This window comes from Winogradskyella sp. ECml5-4 (genome assembly GCF_036903175.1).
Taxonomy (GTDB): domain Bacteria; phylum Bacteroidota; class Bacteroidia; order Flavobacteriales; family Flavobacteriaceae; genus Winogradskyella; species Winogradskyella damuponensis.
This window is the reverse complement of sequence record NZ_JAYJLF010000002.1, coordinates 191001-211675: the sequence shown is the minus strand read 5'-3', so window position 1 is coordinate 211675 and position 20675 is coordinate 191001. Positions and strand designations below refer to the sequence as shown.

The 20675-nt window shown below is 33.3% G+C and carries 14 protein-coding genes; 8 read left to right on the top strand and 6 right to left on the bottom strand.

Annotation, left to right across the window (positions count from 1 at the left end):
* Positions 1 to 9 precede the first annotated feature (9 nt).
* The 3 genes from VDP25_RS02510 (at position 10) to acs (ending at position 4556) form a co-directional block, all read left to right on the top strand.
* A complete protein-coding gene (locus VDP25_RS02510; RefSeq protein ID WP_215925920.1) occupies positions 10 to 375 on the top strand; it encodes a response regulator transcription factor in 366 nt (121 codons plus the stop codon).
* Between the two features lie 294 nt (positions 376 to 669).
* Complete coding sequence (locus VDP25_RS02505) at positions 670 to 2568, top strand: acetate--CoA ligase (RefSeq protein ID WP_334466453.1); 1899 nt, start codon at positions 670 to 672, stop codon at positions 2566 to 2568.
* An 80-nt stretch (positions 2569 to 2648) separates the two neighbouring features.
* Positions 2649 to 4556: an acetate--CoA ligase gene (gene acs, locus VDP25_RS02500; protein WP_334466451.1), complete on the top strand. Its 1908-nt coding sequence runs from the start codon at positions 2649 to 2651 to the stop codon at positions 4554 to 4556.
* Positions 4557 to 4656: 100 nt separating this feature from the next.
* Here acs and VDP25_RS02495 read toward each other — a convergent pair whose 3' ends face one another.
* Positions 4657 to 4815, bottom strand: a complete 159-nt coding sequence (locus VDP25_RS02495; protein WP_215925914.1) for a hypothetical protein — start codon at positions 4813 to 4815, stop codon at positions 4657 to 4659.
* A 185-nt stretch (positions 4816 to 5000) separates the two neighbouring features.
* On the opposite strand from VDP25_RS02495, the gene VDP25_RS02490 reads away from it, so the two are divergent.
* Positions 5001 to 5669 carry an HAD family hydrolase gene (locus VDP25_RS02490; RefSeq protein ID WP_334466447.1) on the top strand — a complete coding sequence of 223 codons (669 nt, stop codon included), beginning with the start codon at positions 5001 to 5003 and terminating at the stop codon, positions 5667 to 5669.
* A 186-nt stretch (positions 5670 to 5855) separates the two neighbouring features.
* The gene (locus VDP25_RS02485) at positions 5856 to 8447 is read left to right on the top strand and encodes a zinc-dependent metalloprotease (protein WP_334466444.1); all 2592 of its coding nucleotides are present in this window, start codon (positions 5856 to 5858) and stop codon (positions 8445 to 8447) included.
* A 79-nt stretch (positions 8448 to 8526) separates the two neighbouring features.
* Here the strand turns inward: VDP25_RS02485 and VDP25_RS02480 are convergent, their stop codons facing one another.
* Positions 8527 to 10008 carry a helix-turn-helix domain-containing protein gene (locus tag VDP25_RS02480; protein ID WP_334466441.1) on the bottom strand — a complete coding sequence of 494 codons (1482 nt, stop codon included), beginning with the start codon at positions 10006 to 10008 and terminating at the stop codon, positions 8527 to 8529.
* Between the two features lie 119 nt (positions 10009 to 10127).
* On the opposite strand from VDP25_RS02480, the gene aceB reads away from it, so the two are divergent.
* Together aceB and VDP25_RS02470 are read left to right on the top strand one after the other, a co-directional pair.
* On the top strand, positions 10128 to 11720 hold the full coding sequence (gene aceB / locus VDP25_RS02475; protein WP_334466438.1) for a malate synthase A: 1593 nt from the start codon (positions 10128 to 10130) through the stop codon (positions 11718 to 11720).
* 84 nt (positions 11721 to 11804) lie between these two features.
* Positions 11805 to 13436 carry an isocitrate lyase gene (locus tag VDP25_RS02470; RefSeq protein ID WP_334466435.1) on the top strand — a complete coding sequence of 544 codons (1632 nt, stop codon included), beginning with the start codon at positions 11805 to 11807 and terminating at the stop codon, positions 13434 to 13436.
* A 118-nt stretch (positions 13437 to 13554) separates the two neighbouring features.
* Here VDP25_RS02470 and VDP25_RS02465 read toward each other — a convergent pair whose 3' ends face one another.
* The 4 genes from VDP25_RS02465 to prfB all read right to left on the bottom strand — a co-directional run bounded on the left by VDP25_RS02465 (position 13555) and on the right by prfB (position 18155).
* On the bottom strand, positions 13555 to 16083 hold the full coding sequence (locus VDP25_RS02465; RefSeq protein ID WP_334466433.1) for a TonB-dependent receptor domain-containing protein: 2529 nt from the start codon (positions 16081 to 16083) through the stop codon (positions 13555 to 13557).
* 123 nt (positions 16084 to 16206) lie between these two features.
* Positions 16207 to 16677 carry a hypothetical protein gene (locus VDP25_RS02460; protein WP_334466430.1) on the bottom strand — a complete coding sequence of 157 codons (471 nt, stop codon included), beginning with the start codon at positions 16675 to 16677 and terminating at the stop codon, positions 16207 to 16209.
* A gap of 12 nt (positions 16678 to 16689) precedes the next feature.
* Positions 16690 to 17031 (bottom strand): arsenate reductase (glutaredoxin), encoded by a 342-nt coding sequence (gene arsC / locus VDP25_RS02455; protein ID WP_334466427.1) that lies wholly within the window; start codon positions 17029 to 17031, stop codon positions 16690 to 16692.
* A 19-nt stretch (positions 17032 to 17050) separates the two neighbouring features.
* Positions 17051 to 18155 (bottom strand): peptide chain release factor 2 gene (gene prfB, locus VDP25_RS02450; RefSeq protein ID WP_215925896.1). Its coding sequence is split into 2 segments (ribosomal slippage): positions 17051 to 18091 and positions 18093 to 18155, totalling 1104 coding nucleotides; the frame shifts between segments, so codons are not numbered across the junction.
* A 104-nt stretch (positions 18156 to 18259) separates the two neighbouring features.
* Between prfB and VDP25_RS02445 the strand changes: the two genes are divergently transcribed.
* Positions 18260 to 20674, top strand: a complete 2415-nt coding sequence (locus VDP25_RS02445) for a zinc-dependent metalloprotease (protein ID WP_334466421.1) — start codon at positions 18260 to 18262, stop codon at positions 20672 to 20674.
* The last annotated feature ends 1 nt before the right edge of the window (position 20675 follow it).

The following is a 20675-nucleotide window of genomic DNA, read 5'->3' as shown; positions in this document are numbered from 1 at the left end:
CCCTAAAGTATGACGAAGAAAATTTTAATTGTAGACGATGAGCCAAATATTGTCATGTCGTTAGAATACACTTTTAAAAAACAAGGATTTGAAGTGTTTATTGCAAGAGACGGAAGTGAGGCTTTAGAAATATTAAAACATCATATTCCTGATGTCATTTTGTTAGATATTATGATGCCTAATGTAGATGGTTATCAGACATTATCGTATATAAAAGAATCTGAAAGTTTAAAGCACATTAAAGTGGTGTTTTTAACAGCAAAAAATAAAGCTTCAGATATTGAAAAGGGTTTAAAACTTGGAGCAGATAAATATTTAACCAAACCTTTTTCAGTAAAAAAAATAGTTTCAGAAATATTGGAACTTGTGACTTAAGAAACAGTCTTTTAGGTCTTTTTTAAATTAGTTCTGTGTGCAAACAAACTAAGTTTAATTAAAATTTAAAGACATGAAATTTCACATTAATCCACTGGCGTCAGATATAATTATAAGTATCTATGTTGTAGCTACGCTTTTTATTAGGTTTAAATACGAAAATATTACGAATGTAACTCCTGTGCTTTCTATAGTTGTGGGCATTTGCTTTGTGGTTATTATTTGGGCCCTTATCAAGCTGAAGGTGCTTAATCCTAATTGGTTTGGCTTGCTTAATTCTAAAAAAGTAAAGTCATGAAATACCAAAATTTTTACAACGAAAGCATTAATAATCCGGAACAATTTTGGAAGAATCAAGCCAATGAAATTGATTGGTTTACATCTCCTCAGACGATTTTGTCTAAAGATGAATACGACTATAATCAATGGTTTGAAGATGGCGAACTTAATTTAAGTTATTTGTGTATTGATAAGCATATCAACGATGGTTTTGGAGAGCAAAACGCACTAATTTATGATTCTCCAGTTACCAATACAAAACAGCACATTACCTTTAATCAGTTGCACCACGAAGTTTCTAAGTTAGCAGGAGGCTTACAGAATTTAGGCCTTAAAAAAGGAGATACTTGTATTATTTATATGCCTATGATTCCGCAAGCTGCTTATGCAATGTTAGCTTGTGCAAGACTTGGTGTTATTCACTCTGTGGTATTTGGTGGTTTTGCACCGCATGAGTTAGCTATTCGTATTGATGATTGTAAACCTAAAGCAATTATTACAGCATCAAATGGAGTAGAAATTAAACGTATTATTCCTTATAAGCCATTTGTAGACGAAGCTATAGACAAATCTAAAAATAAGCCAGAACATGTTATTGTTTTTGATAGACAATTGGGTGTCGAAATACCTAAGAAAGCTTATGATGTAGATTATAAAACTTTAGTAGAAGATTCGCCATCTGTTGAAGCTGTTTCAGTAGCGTCCATACACCCTTCTTATGTATTGTATACTTCAGGAACAACAGGTACACCAAAAGGAATTATTAGAGATACGGGAGGTTATGCTACGGCGTTAAAATTTTCAATGAAATATATTTATGGAGTAGATGAAGGAGAAACGTTTTGGGCTGCTAGTGATGTCGGTTGGGTTGTTGGTCACAGTTTTATTGTTTATGGACCTTTATTAAATCGAAATACAAGTATCATTTTTGAGGGGAAGCCCATAAAAACACCTGACGCTTCAACGTTTTGGCGTGTTATTAGTGAACATAATGTAAAAGCTATGTTTACAGCACCAACAGCAATTAGAGCCATTAAAAAAGAAGATCCTGAGGGAGATATGCTTAGACAATATGACTTATCATGCTTAAAATACCAATTTTTGGCAGGTGAGCGATGTGATGTATCGACGTTAACTTGGGCAGAAAAACAATTAAATATTCCTGTAATAGATCATTGGTGGCAAACCGAAAGTGGCTGGCCAATGTTAGCGAATATGGTAGGCGTAGGTTTGCAGCCTATAAAACCAGGATCGGCAGGCCTACCTGTTTGTGGTTATGATATTAAAATTTTAAACGAAGATGGAGAGGAAGTTGAACCTACTGTCGAAGGTTATGTAGCAGTGAAATTGCCATTACCTCCAGGTACTTTAAGTAATCTTTGGGGAAATCCAGAGCGTTTCAAGTTTGGTTATTTACATCGTTTTCCTGGGTATTATTTTTCAGGAGATGGTGGTTATATAGATGAAGACGGTTACGTATTTATCACAGGTCGTGTAGATGATATTATTAATGTAGCTGGTCATCGTCTATCAACAGCAGAAATGGAAGAAATAGTAGCTTCTCACCAATCGGTTGCAGAATGTGCTGTGTTTGGTGTACATTGTGAAATTAAGGGGCAAAAACCTTTAGGTTTGGTCGTTTTAAAGTCTGATAAGGCTTATGTTGAAGATTTAGTTCAAAAAGAAATTATACAAGACGTAAGGCGCGAAATAGGTGCTGTGGCATCCTTTAGAGATGTGCTTGTTGTAGAGCGTTTGCCAAAAACAAGAAGTGGTAAGACGCTTCGGAAATTATTGCGAAATATTGCAGATGAACAACAATTCAATATACCATCAACAATTGATGATGTTGCTATAGTAGAAGAGATAAAATCAGTATATCAAAAACATAATATTGGAATTCATAATAAATAACATAAACTAATAAAAATTAGATTTTCATGCTAGTCTATTAGGTGTTTGAAATCTAATCAATACTATTAAATTAATAAAACATGAGTAATTATCACATCAAACAATTTGAAGAATATTTTCAGGTTTATAGAAAATCAGTAAGAAATCCAGAACAATTTTGGGAAGAAATAGCTGAAGAGCATTTTATATGGAAAAAGAAATGGTCTAACGTTTTAAGCTATGATTTTAGTAAAGCTGAATTTAAGTGGTTTGAAGATGCAAAACTTAACATTACAGAAAACTGTTTAGATAGACATTTACATACCAAAGGAGATAAAACAGCGCTTTTATTTGAACCTAATAATCCAGAAGAAGAAGCAGAGCATATTACATATAGGCAATTACATGAGCGGGTTTGTAAGTTTGCCAACGTATTAAAAGATAAAGGAATTAAAAAAGGAGATGTTGTTTGTATTTATTTACCAATGATTCCGGAATTAGCAATTTCAGTTTTAGCCTGTGCAAGAATAGGTGCTATACATTCTGTTATTTTTGCAGGTTTCTCATCTACAGCTGTTTCGTCACGAATTAATGATTGTAATGCTAAAATGGTTATAACTTCAGATGGATCTTATCGTGGTTCTAAAACTATTGACTTAAAAGGTATTGTAGATGAAGCATTAAAGGATACTCCAGGTATAGAGTCTGTTTTAGTTGCTAAACGTATTCATTCAGAAATTAATATGGAAGAAGGTCGTGATTTTTGGTTGGAACCACTTTTAGAAGAAGCTTATGCTGATTGTGCGGCAGAAGTCATGGATGCTGAAGACCCTTTATTTATTCTATATACATCTGGTTCAACAGGAAAACCAAAAGGTATGGTTCATACTATTGGTGGTTATATGGTTTATACAGCTTACACCTTTAAAAATGTGTTCCAATATAGAGATAACGATGTGTATTGGTGTACTGCAGATATTGGTTGGATTACAGGACATAGCTATATTGTTTATGGACCATTAGCAAATGGAGCCACTTCTGTAATGTTTGAAGGAGTGCCAAGTTACCCAGATTACGGACGCTTTTGGGATATTGTTGAAAAGCATAAGATAACACAGTTTTATACCGCTCCAACGGCAATTAGAGCCTTAGCAAAACAAGGGGCTGAATTTGTAGAAAAATACGATTTATCGTCATTAAAAGTATTAGGTTCTGTTGGAGAGCCTATAAATGAAGAGGCTTGGCACTGGTATGATGAAAATGTTGGAAAAAAGAAAAGTCCAATTGTAGATACATGGTGGCAAACTGAAACAGGAGGTATTATGATTACACCAATTCCGTTTTCTACACCAACAAAACCAACTTATGCAACCTTACCATTTATAGGTATTCAACCAGCGTTAATGGACGAAAATGGTGAAGAAATAAAAGGCAACCAAGTCGAAGGTCGTTTGTGTATTAAATTTCCATGGCCTGCAATGGCAAGAACGATATGGGGAAATCATCAACGCTATAAGGATACGTATTTTTCTGCCTACGATAATAAATATTTTACAGGTGATGGTGCGCTAAGAGATGAGGTTGGTTATTACAGAATTACTGGTCGTGTAGATGATGTAATTATCGTTTCTGGACATAATTTAGGAACTGCTCCAATAGAAGATGCCATTAATGAGCACCCAGCAGTTTCCGAATCTGCAATTGTAGGATTCCCACATGATATTAAAGGTAATGCTTTATATGGTTATGTTACGTTGAAAGATGTTGGAGAAAGCAGAAACCATGATAACTTAAGAATGGAAATTAATCAACTGATTACAGATCGAATTGGACCAATTGCTAAACTCGATAAAGTTCAGTTTACAGAAGGCTTACCTAAAACAAGGTCTGGTAAAATTATGCGTAGAATTTTAAGAAAAATTGCAGCAAATGAAATTGATCAGTTGGGAGATACAAGTACACTTTTAAATCCTGAGGTTGTTCAACATATTATTGATAATGTGAAATAAGTATAGTTAAATTTCAAAATCAAATCTAATATGTGGAATGGTTGAGCTAAAGCTATTTAGCGTGTTGAAGTTTTTTTTTTTTTTTAGAATATAAAAAAGATCACTCGGTACTCTTAGTTGTTTTTGCAAGTGCAACTATCGCTTTTAAACGCGCTTTTCGTTCCTCTGATTTAGATTTGATTTTGTTCTTTTTTTGAGCAATAAGTTTGCTGTGCTTGGCTTTGTTATTGGTGTTTTTTTCTTTTCCTTTTTTCGCCATAATTGAAATACTATAAGATTGTAAAACTAAGCATTTTTTAAATTGAAATAATCAAACAGTAATTTTAGTTCATTATAAAGCTTTGGGTTTTGTCGGTTTTATTTAAAAAAATGGTGTTGCTTATTGGGGTTTAAGAGTTGGTTTTAAAAAATACTTTTCTAATTTAGCGGAAAACAAGAAAACCTATGCTTAAAGCTGTTTTATTTGATATGGATGGTGTTATTGTAGACACAGAGCCTTTACATCGCAAAGCTTACTATCAAATGTTTAAAGATGTAAATGTTGAAGTCGATGATACGCTTTACGAGTCTTTTACAGGACAATCTACCATTAATATATGTAACCGTTTAGTCGATCATTTTAATTTAGATAAACAGCCAGAACATTTAGTAAATATCAAACGAAAACATTTTAAGTATTTATTCGAAAATGATTCAGATTTAACCTTAATAGAAGGGGTTTTAGAATGTATAAAAGATTATCATGCCAATGGTGTAAAGCTAGTTGTTGCATCGTCTGCTTCTATGCCAAATATAGAACGTATTTTTAATCGTTTTAATTTGAATCCGTTTTTTATAGGGAAATTCAGTGGAGCCGATTTAGAAAAATCAAAACCACATCCCGAAATTTTTATAAAAGCAGCAGCGCATACAGGTTTTGATAAGTCAGAATGTATGGTTATTGAAGATTCAACAAATGGCATAAAAGCGGCTTATGCTGCAGGTATTTTTTGTGCAGGCTTTAAAAGTAAACACTCTTCTGGTCAAGACTATACTTTAGCAAATGTTGTTGTTTCTAGTTTTGATGCATTAGCATTTTCAAAACAACACTCCTTTTTTTCTGAGCTAACATAATCTGGAACTTATATTTTAGTTTACGCTCTAATCTTTGTGTAGTTAAAGCATGTATTTTTTGTTTTATTAGCTATAAAAACGAAGTAAATCCTCTGTAAATTAGAGTTCTGAGGTTTTTAAAACTATTAGAAAGATATTCCTTATCTTGTGTGTCATCAAATTTATACTAATAAATAATTAATCATTATGAATATCAAAAAACGAAATGTTTTAAGACTCTTGTCTCTAGCATTTGTTGTGTTTGCTTTTATGGCACCTCAAAATCTAGAAGCCCAGCGTAAAAAGAAAAACAAAAAAAGTAAAACCGAAGTTCCTGCTGCAAAGCCTAAATCAAAAGAAAAGTCAATAAAAGACCTTACTAAGTCAAGTAAAAAAATAGAAGGCCTTTTTACAATGTATAGGGATACTATTACGGGTGCTTTGCAAATGGTAATTAGTGACGAACATCTGGATAAAGATTATATTCATTTTAATCAAGTTTCCAATGGTGTTGTTGATGCAGGAAGGTTTAGAGGAGCTTATGGAGGTTCAAAAGTTTTTAAAGTAAAAAAGTTTTATGATAAAATTGAATTTGTATCTCAAAATACGTCCTTCTATTTCGATCCAGAAAATGCTATTTCTAAATCTAAAGATGCTAACACAAGTGAAGGCATTATGGCAACTGTAAAGATAGAAGCCTATGATAAAAAAGAAGGGTTATACTTAATAAAAGCAGATGGTTTGTTTTTAAGAGAAACTTTTGCTCAAATAAAGCCGCCTCGTTTCCCAGGTTCAAGTCCTATGGCTTTTACACTTGGTAATCTTGATAAGACAAAAACAAAAATTAATAGTATTAAAAACTATGATGATAATACAAATCTTGAAGTAGAATATGTTTATTCAAACCCTTCAGTATTAAATGGAGGATCTCAAGCGGTTACTGATGGTAGAAATGTAAGCATTAAGGTATTTCATAGTTTAATTGCTATGCCAGATAATGATTATACTCCTCGTTTTGATGATCCTAGAGTTGGTTATTTTACCACTGAGGTTAATGACCAAACAGCGACTAACTCTGCTCCATATAAAGATTTGGTACACCGATGGAATTTAGTTAAAAAAGATCCAAATGCTGCGATTTCAGAACCGGTAAAACCAATTACTTGGTGGATGGAAAACTCTACACCTATAGAGTGGAGAGAGACAATTAAACAAGGTGTTTTAGAATGGAATAAAGCGTTTGAAAAAGCGGGATTTAAAAATGCTATGGTTGTGAAATTACAGCCAGATGATGCAGATTGGGATGCTGGAGATATTAATTATAATGTATTGCGTTGGACATCTTCACCAAATCCACCATTTGGAGGTTATGGACCAAGTTTTGTAAACCCAAAAACTGGAGAAATAATTGGTGCAGATATTATGTTAGAATATGTGCATTTTACAAATAGAGTATTTTATGATCAGTTATTTGATTTGGCAAAAGCTGACGCAGAATTTAATGCATCAGATTATTTAAAAAAGAATAAAGTATTATGTTCTTTTGGTCATGTAATGCACGAAAACACCATGTTTGGACAAGCTGTAGTTGAAGCTTCAGGAGGTTCAGATTTAGAAATGGCTCGTATGAAAAAGGAAGCTATGTTAGCTTTAATTATGCATGAGGTTGGGCATACCTTAGGGCTTAACCACAACATGAAAGCCAGTCAGTTGTTTTCACCAGAAGAATTAGCTGATAAGGAATTTATTGAAGGTAAATGTTTAACAGGTTCTGTGATGGATTATGCAGGTATTAATCTTACAAATAATAGAGCTAAACAAGGTCAATATTACGATACATCTGTTGGTCCTTATGATGTTTGGGCAATTCAATTTGGATACACACCTTTTCAGTCTGAAGCAGAAAAAATAGCTTTACTTAATAGATCTACAGAGCCAGAATTAATATTTGGTAATGATGCTGATGATATGCGCGCACCAGGAAAAGCAATCGATCCTAGAGTAATGATTGGAGATTTGTCTAACGATCAAATTGGGTATTCTATAGATAGAATTAAGTTGGTGGATAGTATGATGAATCATGTTAAAACTAAATTTTCTAAAACGGGTGAGTCTTATCAAGAATTAAGACGTGCTTATTATTTATTAAGTGGTCAACGTGGAGTAGCGGCAAATGTAATTTCTAGGTTTATTGGTGGTGTATATGTCGATAGAGCAATGGTGGGACAAAAAGGAGCTGCGCAACCTTATACACCAGTTAGTTTAGAAGATCAAAAAAGAGCAATGACAGCTTTATCTAAATATGCGTTTGCACCAGATGCCTTTAGTGCGCCAAATGATTTGTATAGTTATTTAGCAATGCAGCGTCGAGGTTATAATTTTTTTAGAGGACCAGAAGATCCAAAAATTCACCAGCAAGTATTAACATACCAACAGAATGTATTAAGTCATATTTTACATCCTAATACCTTGCAGAGAATTACAGATAGTGAATTGTATGGTAATAAGTACACCTTGTCTAAATATATGTCAGATCTAAATAGTGCTATTTTTAAAGCAGATATTTACGGTAACGTAAATTCGTTTAGACAAAATTTACAAATATCTTATACTAATAGGCTTATAGATATGCTTACAGGTAAGCAAAGTAGTCGTTTTACAAATAATGCTAAGTCAATGGCATTATACAACTTAAAGCAAATTAGAACTATGGCTGCACCAAGTGGTAATGTATCTAGTAAAGCTCATAAGCAGCATTTACGTACATTAATTGATAATGCACTTAAAGAGATAAAATAGTTAACGAGTCTTTGACTTGTGGGGAAAAGCACAAATTGCAATTAATCATGCAGTTTGTGCTTTTTTGTTTAATAAGCTTCTATAATGTGCTAAACTTTTCTTGTAATTCATTTACAACATGTGCAATTTTCTCATCTTTCAGTTTTGATAAAACAACTATTGGTTCTACTTGTCTTACTTCACAGTTACTTATAGTACAACGTTCGCAAGTAACACCAACTTCTGCTGAAGGTATAGATTTGCTTTTGGAAAAAGCAATTCTTTTTTTGTACTGATTGTTAATTTGAATGCCAATTGTAACACTTCTGTAGCTGTCTGAAATAAAAGGGTCTGCTGTAGCAGAAGATAGGACTAAATAACTTTTTCCTTCATTCGGATAATTAGAAATTTGGATGTCAAATTCGTGAGTGTTATTGGTTTTGCTTATGTCTTTTAATACTTTTAGAGAAACCCATCGTCTGCAATAATGTTCGTTGGTCTCATTGGCATGAGGAGATTGCTGTTTAGAGAGGTGTAGCTCTTTATTTAATATGTAATTATCGCTATTTTTTTTGTAAGAAAATCTTAAAAAGAACAAGCTTTTAAGGTTAAAATCTTTAGGTAAAATATTGGTTAATCTTTGGTATATTGATTCTGGAGAGGCATTGTAGTTGTTTAAAATGCGCTCAAAATCTCTGTTCTTAAAGGATTTTTTAGAAAATAATAATTTTAAATCGGCAACTAATCGTGTTCTTGGAATAATTAAAGCACCAGCAAAATATGAGGCGTAGAAATTATTAAGCACCTGGTCAAAATTTTCAAATTTAATCCAAGAAAACGTATAAAGTCGCTCGCTAATTTTTAAATAGTTATAGGCGATTTCTTTAGCGTAAATAAATGTTTTTTGAGCATCATCTATGTGTTTAGCTAATAATAATGTTTTGGTTTTAGGAATAAATATAGAACGTAAATTGTCTAGTGCTGTATGCGACTCTAATTCAGATTTGTTAATTGTATAACCGTATTCTTCGATTAAAATTTCTTCGAGTTCTTTAGAATTGAGAGGTTGTGTTAAATCAACTTGATAGGTTTTTGAGAATGAAATAACGGCCTGCTCTAAATGGTCAAAATAGTTATTGTTGGCTTCCTGAAAAGACCTAACAGAAGCTAAATAGAAACTTTCTTTACTAAAGCTGTAATTTTTAGCAATTTCAATGATAGTACTTATAAATGCTGTAACCTTTGAAGGTGCATTAGAAATAATATCAATCATAGTACTTTCTTGAATTCCGAATAGCTCTAAGGGAATTTCTTTTAGTAATTTAGATTGTAAAATCTCACCAATAGGAGCTAAGTTTTTATCAAGCTTTAAAGATACCATTTCATCATATGGTACATCTAAATGTTCTGATAAAGCGGCAATTTTATCTGGCTTAGGATATTTTTTTCCTTTTTCAATCTCGTTTAAATACGATTTTGAAAGTCCCGATAATTTAGATAATCCAAATAGCGATAGCTCTTTGTCTGTACGGATTTGCTTCAGTTTTAAGCCAAAAATTAATTTAATGTACTCTTGTTCCATAGTGACAAATATACTACTATTTGCGAATATAATTTTTTAGCGAATAAAAATATTTAGCGAACGTTCGCTTGTTTTTTAGAAAAATAGATTGTAACATTGTTTCATCAAAATATATCAGTATGGAAATAACAACACAACAAACAATGAAATTTGTACCAGAGGTAACTCATTTCTATCCAGAACTTTTAACTGAAGAAGCTTTGAGTTTTCTTTCAGCATTACAAGAAAAATTTAACACACCGCGTTTAGAATTGTTAAAGCGGAGAGAAAAAGAGCAAACTCTGTTTGATAAAGGTGGGTTTCCTTCTTTTCCTGTAGAAACAAAAGCGATTAGAGAAGGCGATTGGTTAGCGTCAGACATTCCGAAAGATTTATTAGATCGTAGAGTAGAGATAACAGGACCTGTGGATCGAAAAATGGTTATTAATGCATTAAATTCCGGTGCAAAAACCTTTATGGCAGATTTTGAAGATAGCAATGCTCCAAGTTGGAAAAATACTTTAGAGGGACAGCAAAATTTAAAAGATGCTAACAATCGAACTATTGAGTTAATTGACGAAGCGCGAGGAAAACACTATAAGCTTAATGATAAAACGGCGGTGCTAATAGTAAGACCTAGAGGATTACATTTAAACGAACGCCATCTATTAGTTAATGGCCAAGAAATGTCTGGGAGTTTATTTGATTTTGGATTGTATGTATTTCACAATACCAAAGTATTGATGGCTAATAATTCTGCTCCATATTTCTATTTACCAAAATTAGAACACTATTTGGAAGCCCGTTGGTGGAATGCTGTTTTTGAGTTCGCTCAAGATTATTTAGATGTTCCAAACGGAACATTTAAAGCTACTTTACTTGTAGAAACGATAACAGCAAGTTTTCAATTAGATGAATTTATTTTTGAGTTGAAAGAACACATTGTAGGTTTAAACTGCGGACGATGGGATTATATCTTTTCATACATTAAGAAATTCAGAAATCACGATGGATTTATAGTGCCAAACCGTGATCAGGTTACAATGGCAACACCGTTTATGGCAGCTTATTCTAACTTAGTGATTCAACGTTGTCATAAGCGAGGTATTCATGCTATGGGAGGTATGGCGGCTCAAATTCCAATTAAAAATAATCCAGAAGCCAATAAAGCTGCGCTCGAAAAAGTAAGAATAGATAAAGAACGTGAAGCAAAAAATGGACACGATGGTACTTGGGTGGCACACCCTGCATTAGTAGAAGTTGCTATGAAAGAATTTGATAGATATATGCCAACACCAAATCAAATTTTTAATAAACGCGAAGATGTTGTGGTTACTGAGGCGGATTTAGTAGAACTACCACAAGGTACGATTACGGAAACTGGTATTAGAAAAAACATTAATGTCGGTATTCTATATCTCGAAGCTTGGTTAAGAGGTTATGGTGCCGTGGCGCTTTATAATTTAATGGAAGATGCTGCAACAGCAGAAATATCTAGAACTCAAGTTTGGCAATGGTTGAAAAACGAAGTGTTCTTAGAAGATGGAAGAACTTTTAATAAAGAATTGTTTGACACTTTGTTTGATGATGAAGTTGAAAAATTAATCACAGAAGTAGGCGAGGACCATATTAAAAGTACCAAGTTTTCAGAAGCTATTGCACTTTTTAAACGTTTAGTGACTCAAGAAGAATTTGAAGAGTTTTTAACACTTTCAGCATATCAATATATTTAAAAAAAATGTCTCGCAACTACTGGAATAGTTAACGAGACCTAATTATCAAAATTTGGAATAAACATTAATAATCAAAACAAAATTATGAAAAATTTAGCACAAACTAACTATCGTTCAGCATTACAAACGGTAAGAGATCTTAAAGAAAAGTACGGGCAAACTTGGGATGCCATTAATCCGGAAAGTGCAGCTAGAATGGTTGCTCAAAATCAATTTAGAACAGGGTTAGATATTGCAAAATACACAGCAGCGATTATGCGAAAAGATATGGCTGAGTACGATGCAGATACATCAAAATACACACAATCTTTAGGGTGCTGGCATGGATTTGTGGCGCAGCAAAAAATGATTGCAGTAAAAAAGCATCACAAAACAACACAAAAGCGCTATTTGTACCTTTCAGGTTGGATGGTTGCTGCATTGCGTTCAGAATTTGGACCTTTACCAGATCAGTCTATGCATGAGAAAACTGCTGTTTCAGGACTTATTGAAGAGATTTATGATTTCTTACGCCAAGCAGATGCTATTGAATTAAATGATTTGTTTAGAAGGAAAGAGAGCGGAGAAGATGTGCAAGATCAAATAGATAATTTTGAAACACATATTGTTCCAATTATTGCAGACATTGATGCAGGTTTTGGAAATGAAGAAGCGACGTATTTGCTAGCAAAAAAGATGATTCAGGCTGGAGCTTGTGCTATTCAAATTGAAAACCAAGTATCTGATGCGAAGCAATGTGGGCATCAAGATGGGAAAGTTACTGTGCCTCATGAAGATTTTATTGCCAAATTAAATGCGGTGAGATATGCTTTTTTAGAGTTAGGTGTAGAAGATGGTATTATAGTGGCAAGAACAGATTCTGAAGGAGCAGGATTAACTCAAAAACTACCAGTAAGCCAAGAACCAGGAGATTTAGCTTCGCAATATTTAGCGTTTGTTGATGCAGAAGAAGTGGAGATAGAAAACGCTAAAGAAGACGATGTTTTATTGAAGCGTGATGGTAAATTAGTACGTCCAATTAGACTAGCAAATGGTTTGTATAAGTTTAAAGAGGGCTCTAATATTGATCGTGTTGTTTTAGATTGTGTAACAAGTCTTCAAAATGGTGCAGATTTATTGTGGATTGAAACTCCAACACCAAATGTAAAGCAGATTGCACACATGGTAAACCGAATTAAAGAAGTGGTGCCAAATGCTAAATTGGTTTATAATAATTCACCATCGTTTAACTGGACTTTAAACTTCCGTAATCAGGTCTTTGATGAAATGCTTGCAGAAGGTGAAAATATGACGGTTTACGATAGAAATAATTTAATGGATGCAGAATACGATCATTCAGAATTATGTCATAGAGCGGATGAGAAAATTAAAACGTTTCAAATAGATGGAGCTAGAGAAGCTGGTATTTTTCATCACTTAATTACCTTACCAACGTATCATACTACAGCACTTCATATGAATGATTTAACTGAAGGATATTTTGGAGAAGAAGGTATGTTAGCTTATGTTAAAGGTGTACAGCGACAAGAGATTCGTAAAAGCGTGTCTTGTGTAAAACATCAAAGAATGGCAGGTTCTGATCTTGGTGATGATCATAAAACATTTTTTGCAGGTGAAAAAGCTTTAAAAGCGAGTGGAGTAAATAATACCTCAAACCAATTTGAAGTAAAATCTAAGAATGATAAAACCAATCAAAAATTAAGCGAGGTAGCATAAGTAGGTAATACTATCATATAACTATTTTGATTTTAATTAAAAAAGGCACATTTAGTTTTTTGAATGTGCCTTTTGTTATTTGTAAATGTATTTATGATATCAGTTTAATGACTAAGTTTTAGCCTTCAAACTCCATATCATCTCCGCCATTTCCTCGTTGTCCAGAACGGTCTTTATTGTTTAATCTTTGGTTAAATCTGTAAATGAAAGATACATTAATTTGACGTTGTCTCCATTGAAATTCGCTGTAACGATCATAGAAATCAGTGGTAGTTAAAGATTCGTATTTTCTAGAGTTGAGTAAATCTCTAACGTTAACAGATATTGTTGCCTTTTTGTTTAATATTTCTTTACTAAAAGCAAGGTCTAAAGAGAAAATACCTTCGGTGTCAGATTGAGCATCTTGTCTTGCACCTCTGTAAAATGCACTTGTTTGCCAATCTATAGCTAAAGGTAAAGTGACTTTAGAACTAAAGCGAGCGAACCAACTTGTGTTTTTTGCTCCGTAATCTACACCGTTAAATTCTCCATCGGTTTCAAACTGAAAGAAATTAATGCTAGAGTTTAATCGTAACCATTTTTCAGGATTGTACATTAAACCAAGTTCGGCACCTGTACGTTTGTTTGTTGAAAGATTAATTGGTATGGTTCTAATAATATCAATACCATCTGTAGTTTGCTGTCCTGTATTTTCTTGTACACGTTCAAATGAATCAGTTTCGTGTTGGTAATAAATAGAAGATGTTAGTGTAAACTTTTCCCAACGTTTTAAATAGCCTAAATCAAATGTGCTAGAGAATGCAGGATCTAAATTTGGATTTCCTTGAAAGATATTAGTTCTACTAGATCGTGATGGGAATGGGTTTATGTACCAACCACGTGGACGGTTAATTCTTCTGTTGTATCCTAGTGTTATGCTTTCTTCAACATCAGAATCTGCAGATGAAAGATTATAGATAAGGTTTACCGTAGGGAATAAACCTAAATAATTATTGTCAAAATCTGTGTCAATAGGGAAGCCAAAAGCTACGTTTAATTCTTCATCTGTTAAGCGTGAATCAATTTTTCCTTTTAATTGAGTGTTTTCTAATCTTAATCCTAATAAGAAAGAGAATTTTCCAAGTTTAGAACCGTATTGCGTGTAAAATGCATTTACATTTTCTGTATAATCAAAAATGTTTGAAACTTCTTCATTGATTGCAATAATTCCAGTATCTGTGTCTTCTTGATCGAGTTGGTAATCTGTATTGCTATTTTTAAAATTTCCTCGGTATCCAGCTTCAAAACGAGAATCTTCACCTAAAGGTAGCACATAATCAGCTTGAAATAAGTATTCTTTTTGTTTTTCGTAAGTGAATTCTTGTTCTATTTGGAAAGGGTCTGGCTCAGTTTGATTAGTGAAAATATAATCTTCATTTAAATAGGTAAGTCCATCTTCACTGTCCTTTTCAAATTGAAAGTCGGCAGTTAATTTATGGTCGCGATCGTCACCAAAGCGTTTTTCATAATTAAGTGCAATTTGATATCTGTGATCTTTTTCTGTTTCTTTTTCTCTTCTAAGTGTTTCTTCAACAATACTACCAGCATTAAAACGCTCACTATAATTTATAGATGTATCTGCATCATTTCCAAAATTATAAAATAAACTACCTGTTAGAGAAGAGGATTCATTTAAAAAATACTCCATGCCTATGTTGGCATTATAGTTTCTGTTTAAGCGTTCAACTTTTTTTGTTTCAATAATTCTTCTGTATGTAGGTTCTAAAAGTTGACCATTTTCATCTGTGGTATCAAAGTAGTTAACATCGGTGTATGTATTACGTGGTGCATCATTGTAACGCCATCCAAAATTAGAAAATAGGTTGTATTTTTCTTTACGGTAATTTAATGCAGCTGAAACTCCAAGGTTATCTGGATTACCAGCGGTTAAGGTTACAGAGCCATTAAACCCAAGGGTTTCTTTTTGTCTTAAAATAATGTTTAATATTCCTGCTGTACCTTCGGCATCGTATCTAGCAGAAGGTGAGGTAATCACTTCTACACGTTCAATAGCTTCTGCAGGTAATTGACTTAATACATTGCTATCTCCAAAACCAGCCATTGCAGATGGCTTACCATTAATTAAAATACGTACATTTTCATTTCCTCGAAGACTAATGGCGCCTTCTACATCTACTGTTACAGAAGGGACGTTGTTAAGAGCGTCACTGACAGTTCCACCAGCTGTGGTTAAATCTTTACCAATGTTATAAACTTTTTTATCTAGTTTAATCTCTACGGTAGTTCGTTCTGCTACAACCATAACTTCATTTAGAGTAGCAACATCTAAGGCAAGATTAATCGTACCTAAATTAGTGTTTTCTAAAATGGTCTGTTCTGGAAAAGTCTTTGTTTTATATGAAATGTATTCTACAGATATAATGTATGTGCCAGCAGGAACTTCAACTTTAAATTTCCCTTTAGTGTCTGTAATACCTCCTGTTATAATTTTATTATCTGCTTTTGTTTTAACAACAACTGTTGCGTATTCTAAAGGAATATTAGTGTCTTCTTCAAGAACAGTACCTTCTATTTTAACATCTTTTTGAGCGAAAGAAAAAGAGAGGGAGAATATTAATAAAAGAGTCGTAAAAAGATGTGATTTCATTACAAAAGTTTAAAAGGTTAGTGCTTATTAGACGTGCAAAAATACCTTTAGTTTAACCGAAATTGGTTAATCTTTTGTTAAAGACATCTGTTAAAAATGTGTGAATTTTTTCCTAAAAAAGAATTAGTCTTTGTTCTTTTTTCGCTTCTTTTTTTTGCGTTTTTCTTTCTTCTTTTTTACAACTTCCTTTTCATTAAATTCGCCCTTAATCATTTCTGTGATCTTGGTCATGTCACTTTCTGATATAAGTTCTTTTAGTTCAGTGAAATGTGTTTTTTCTAAGTGCTCTATTGCTGCTTTACGATCAAGATAATGCTCATATTTTATTTTAAGTATAGCAAGTTTAGCATCAAAAAAACTAACTATTGTTTGTTTGGTAATGTGTTTTTGAAATTCGTCTCCTTCTAAAGTAGATATGAAGTTATTAATATATTCTTCTTTACGTTCCTCCATTTCACGCTCTCGTTTTTCGATCTCTGAGTCGGTAGGTTCTCTATTTGTTTGTGGAATGTTATTCGTTCTACCGCGTTGACTTTGTGCATGGATGTTTAAGCCAAGTAAAAGAGCAAAAAGTACTAATGTTATTTTTTTCATTGTCTTATTTATTTAGATAATGTTTAATATGTTCTCAGGTGGTCTGCCAATAGTTGCTTTGTCTTCGTTAATTACAATTGGCCGCTCTATTAATTTAGGATGTTTAAGCATAGCCTCAATAATTTCCTGATCAGACAGTGTTTTACCTTTGTATTCAGATTTCCAAATGGCTTCATTTTTTCTGATTAAGTCCATTGGTTTTATACCCAATTTAGAAATAATTGACAGGAGTTCTTTAGATGTTAATTCCTTTTCAAGATATTTTATAATTTCAAATTCTTTTCCGGATGCTTCTAATATAGAAAGACCTTGTCTAGATTTTGAACATCGTGGATTGTGGTATATTTTAATCATTTCTTTTAGTTTATTGCAATTATAATGCCGAATCTTCTTTTTGTCCCATCATCATTAAATACGCTTTTAAGAAGGGTTCTATATCTCCATCCATAACAGCATCAACATTTCCTGTTTCGTAAGCAGAACGGACGTCTTTTACTAACTTATAAGGATGCATTACGTAGTTTCTAATTTGACTTCCCCATTCAATTTTCATTTTTCCAGCCTCAATATCGTCACGCTGTGCCATTTGTTTTTGTAGCTCAATTTCATATAATTGCGACTTTAACATTTGCATGGCTCTTGTTCTGTTATCGTGTTGAGAACGTGTTTCTGAACATTGAATTTGTATGCCTGATGGTTTATGTAATAATTGAACTTTTGTTTCTACTTTGTTTACATTTTGTCCGCCAGCACCACTCGAACGTGCTGTTGTAATTTCAATATCTGCCGGATTAATGTCAATCTCAATTGTATCATCAACTAAGGGGTAGACGTAAACGGAAGCAAAACTCGTATGGCGTTTTGCGTTGCTGTCAAATGGAGAAATACGTACTAAACGATGCACGCCGTTTTCTCCTTTAAGCCAACCAAAAGCAAAATCACCTTCAATTTCTAAGGTTACCGTTTTTATACCTGCAACATCACCATCTTGAAGGTTAAGTTCTTTTACTTTATAACCATTTTTTTCGGCATACATTAAATACATACGCATTAGCATACTTGCCCAATCACAAGATTCAGTTCCTCCTGCGCCAGCTGTAATTTGTAAAACAGCACTTAAACTGTCACCTTCTTCCGAAAGCATATTTTTAAACTCTAGCTTTTCAATGGCATTGATTGCAGTAGCATAACGCGCTTCCACATTTTCCATAGGCGCTTCATCTTCTTTATAGAATTCGTATATGACTTCTAAATCTTCAAAAAGCGATTTGGCGTTGTTATAATCGTTAACCCAACTTTTTTTCTCTCGAATAGATTTCATAACCAATTCGGCGGCTTTAGAATCATTCCAGAAATTTGGATCAAAAGTTTGTTCTTCTTCGTTAGCGATTTCTATGAGCTTAGCATCTAAGTCAAAGATATTGTCTAAGTACGTCTAGACGGGAATTAAGATCTTTTATTTGATCTGATGTTATCATAGTGTAAGATAATTTTATACAAATATAAGCAGCGTTAATAAAGTGCCATAATTTTGAATCGGTTTTTTAGAAATTCCGTAGTTTTATAATTCAATAGTTGTGTTATGAAAAAATTAGCTTTCTTATTTTGTTTTGTATGTATTACTTTTCAATTTCAAGCTCAAATACTTGATAAAAAAGATTTGAAAACGCATGAAGGCTATTTTGACTTTTATTATGAAGAAAGTACTGATAAAATCTATCTTCAAGTTGAAAAACTGAATGAAGCATTTTTATATGTAAATTCTTTAGCGACAGGTATAGGAAGTAACGACATAGGTTTAGATAGAGGGCAGCTAGGAAATGAACGGCTGGTTTATTTTAAAAAAGCAGGAAACAAACTATTGCTTGTTCAACCTAATTTAAAATATAGAGCAAATACCGATAATAAATTAGAGCAAAAAAGTATTGAACAAGCTTTTGCAAAATCAGTATTATTTGGTTTTAAGATATTGTCTGAAAAAGAAGGGGTGTATATCATTGATTTTACTCCGTTTTTAATGGAAGATACTTATGGTGTTGCTAATAACTTAAAAAGAAATAAAGAAGGATCTTATAAATTAGATGCTTCAAAAAGTGCTTTAGCTTTAGAACGTACAAAAGCGTTTTCTGAGAATGTTGAATTTGAAGCCTTACTAACCTTTAAAGGAGAACCAACAGGAAGGAATTTACGGAGTGTTACTCCAACGCCTTCTTTGGTAAGTGTGGTTCAGCATCACTCGTTTATCAAATTACCTGATAATAATTATAAGCCTAGAGTCTTTGATACACGTAGTGGCGCAATTTCGATGTCGTATATGGATTATGCAACTCCAATTCAAGACGCTATTACAAAGCGGTTTATTATTCGCCATCGCTTAGAAAAGAAAAATCCAAATGCAGAGTTAAGTGAAGCAAAAGATCCAATTATCTATTATTTAGATCCAGGGACTCCAGAACCTGTTCGTTCTGCTTTGCTAGATGGTGCACGATGGTGGAATGAAGCTTACGAAGCAATTGGGTTTAAAGATGCTTTTCAGGTAAAGCTAATGCCAGAAGATGCAGATCCTATGGATTGTAGATATAATGTGATTCAGTGGGTACACAGAAGTACAAGAGGTTGGAGTTATGGTGCAAGTGTGGTTGACCCACGAACTGGAGAGATTATCAAAGGGCATGTGAGTTTAGGTAGTTTACGTATTCGTCAAGATTTTATGATTGCGCAAGCTTTAATGAATAAGCCATTTGAGGAGCGCGACAATAACTATCAGCCTATGTTAGATATGGCATTAGCTAGAATTAGACAATTAAGTGCGCACGAAATAGGTCATACGATTGGTTTTGCTCATAATTTTGCAGCAAGTACTAATAATAGAGCATCGGTAATGGATTATCCACATCCTCAGGTTACTTTAAAAGATGGGGATATTGATTTTAGTAATGCTTATGCAACAGGAATAGGAGAGTGGAATAAAGTTACTGTTGCCTATAGTTATTCTGAATTTGAAAAAAACATAAACGAAAAAGACGCTTTAAATGAAATTTTGAAAAAAGCTCAAGATAAAGGCTTGCGTTTTATTACTGATGCCGATGCTAGAGCTGCAGGCGGAGCGCATGCTTTAGCGCATTTATGGGATAATGGAAAAACACCTGCAGAAGAATTAGAGGCTGTTTTAGAATTACGTCAGCATGCTATTTCGAACTTTTCTGTAGATAACATCAAAGCTTACGAACCTTATTCTACTTTAGAAGATGTATTTGTGCCTTTGTATTTTTATCATCGTTATCAGGTAGAGGCTGCTACTAAAGTTATTGGTGGTTTAGATTATAATTACGCTGTAAAAGGTGATGGGCAATTAACTTCAAAACCCGTTAACGTTGCTATGCAGGAAAAAGCTTTAGATGCGATTCTTACAACATTAAATGTAGAAACTTTAGCAATACCTAAAGACAAATTAAGTCTGTTTCCGCCAAGAGCTTATGGGTATAATCGTACTCGTGAGTCCTTTAAAGGTAAAACGGGAGTTGCTTTTGATCCTTTTAGTGCTGCAAATACGGCGAGTGATATGACTTTGAAGTATTTGTTGCATCCACAACGTACCAATCGTTTAGTCTTGCAGAAAAGTTTAGATAAAAATCAATTGGGTTTAGAAGATCTAATGGGACAGCTCTTAAAAGATTCATTCGGGAAGAATTATAAAGATGCATATCTAAATGAAATACAACAACAAATTAATGTGAACGTTCTAAAATATCTCATGAATTTAGGAGTTAGTAATCAATCCTATTTTCAAGTTAAAGCTGAGGCTAATAAAGCTATAAATGATATTGAAAAGATGTATTTAGCAAAGAGAAAGATTTCAGAGGCTTATGTTGATCAGTTTCAATATATGCTTTTTGAATATAGATTACATCCTGAAAAATTTAAATTAGAAAGTTCACCCAAAATACCAGACGGTTCGCCAATAGGAAGTACTGTTTGTAATTACAATTCAAATTAAA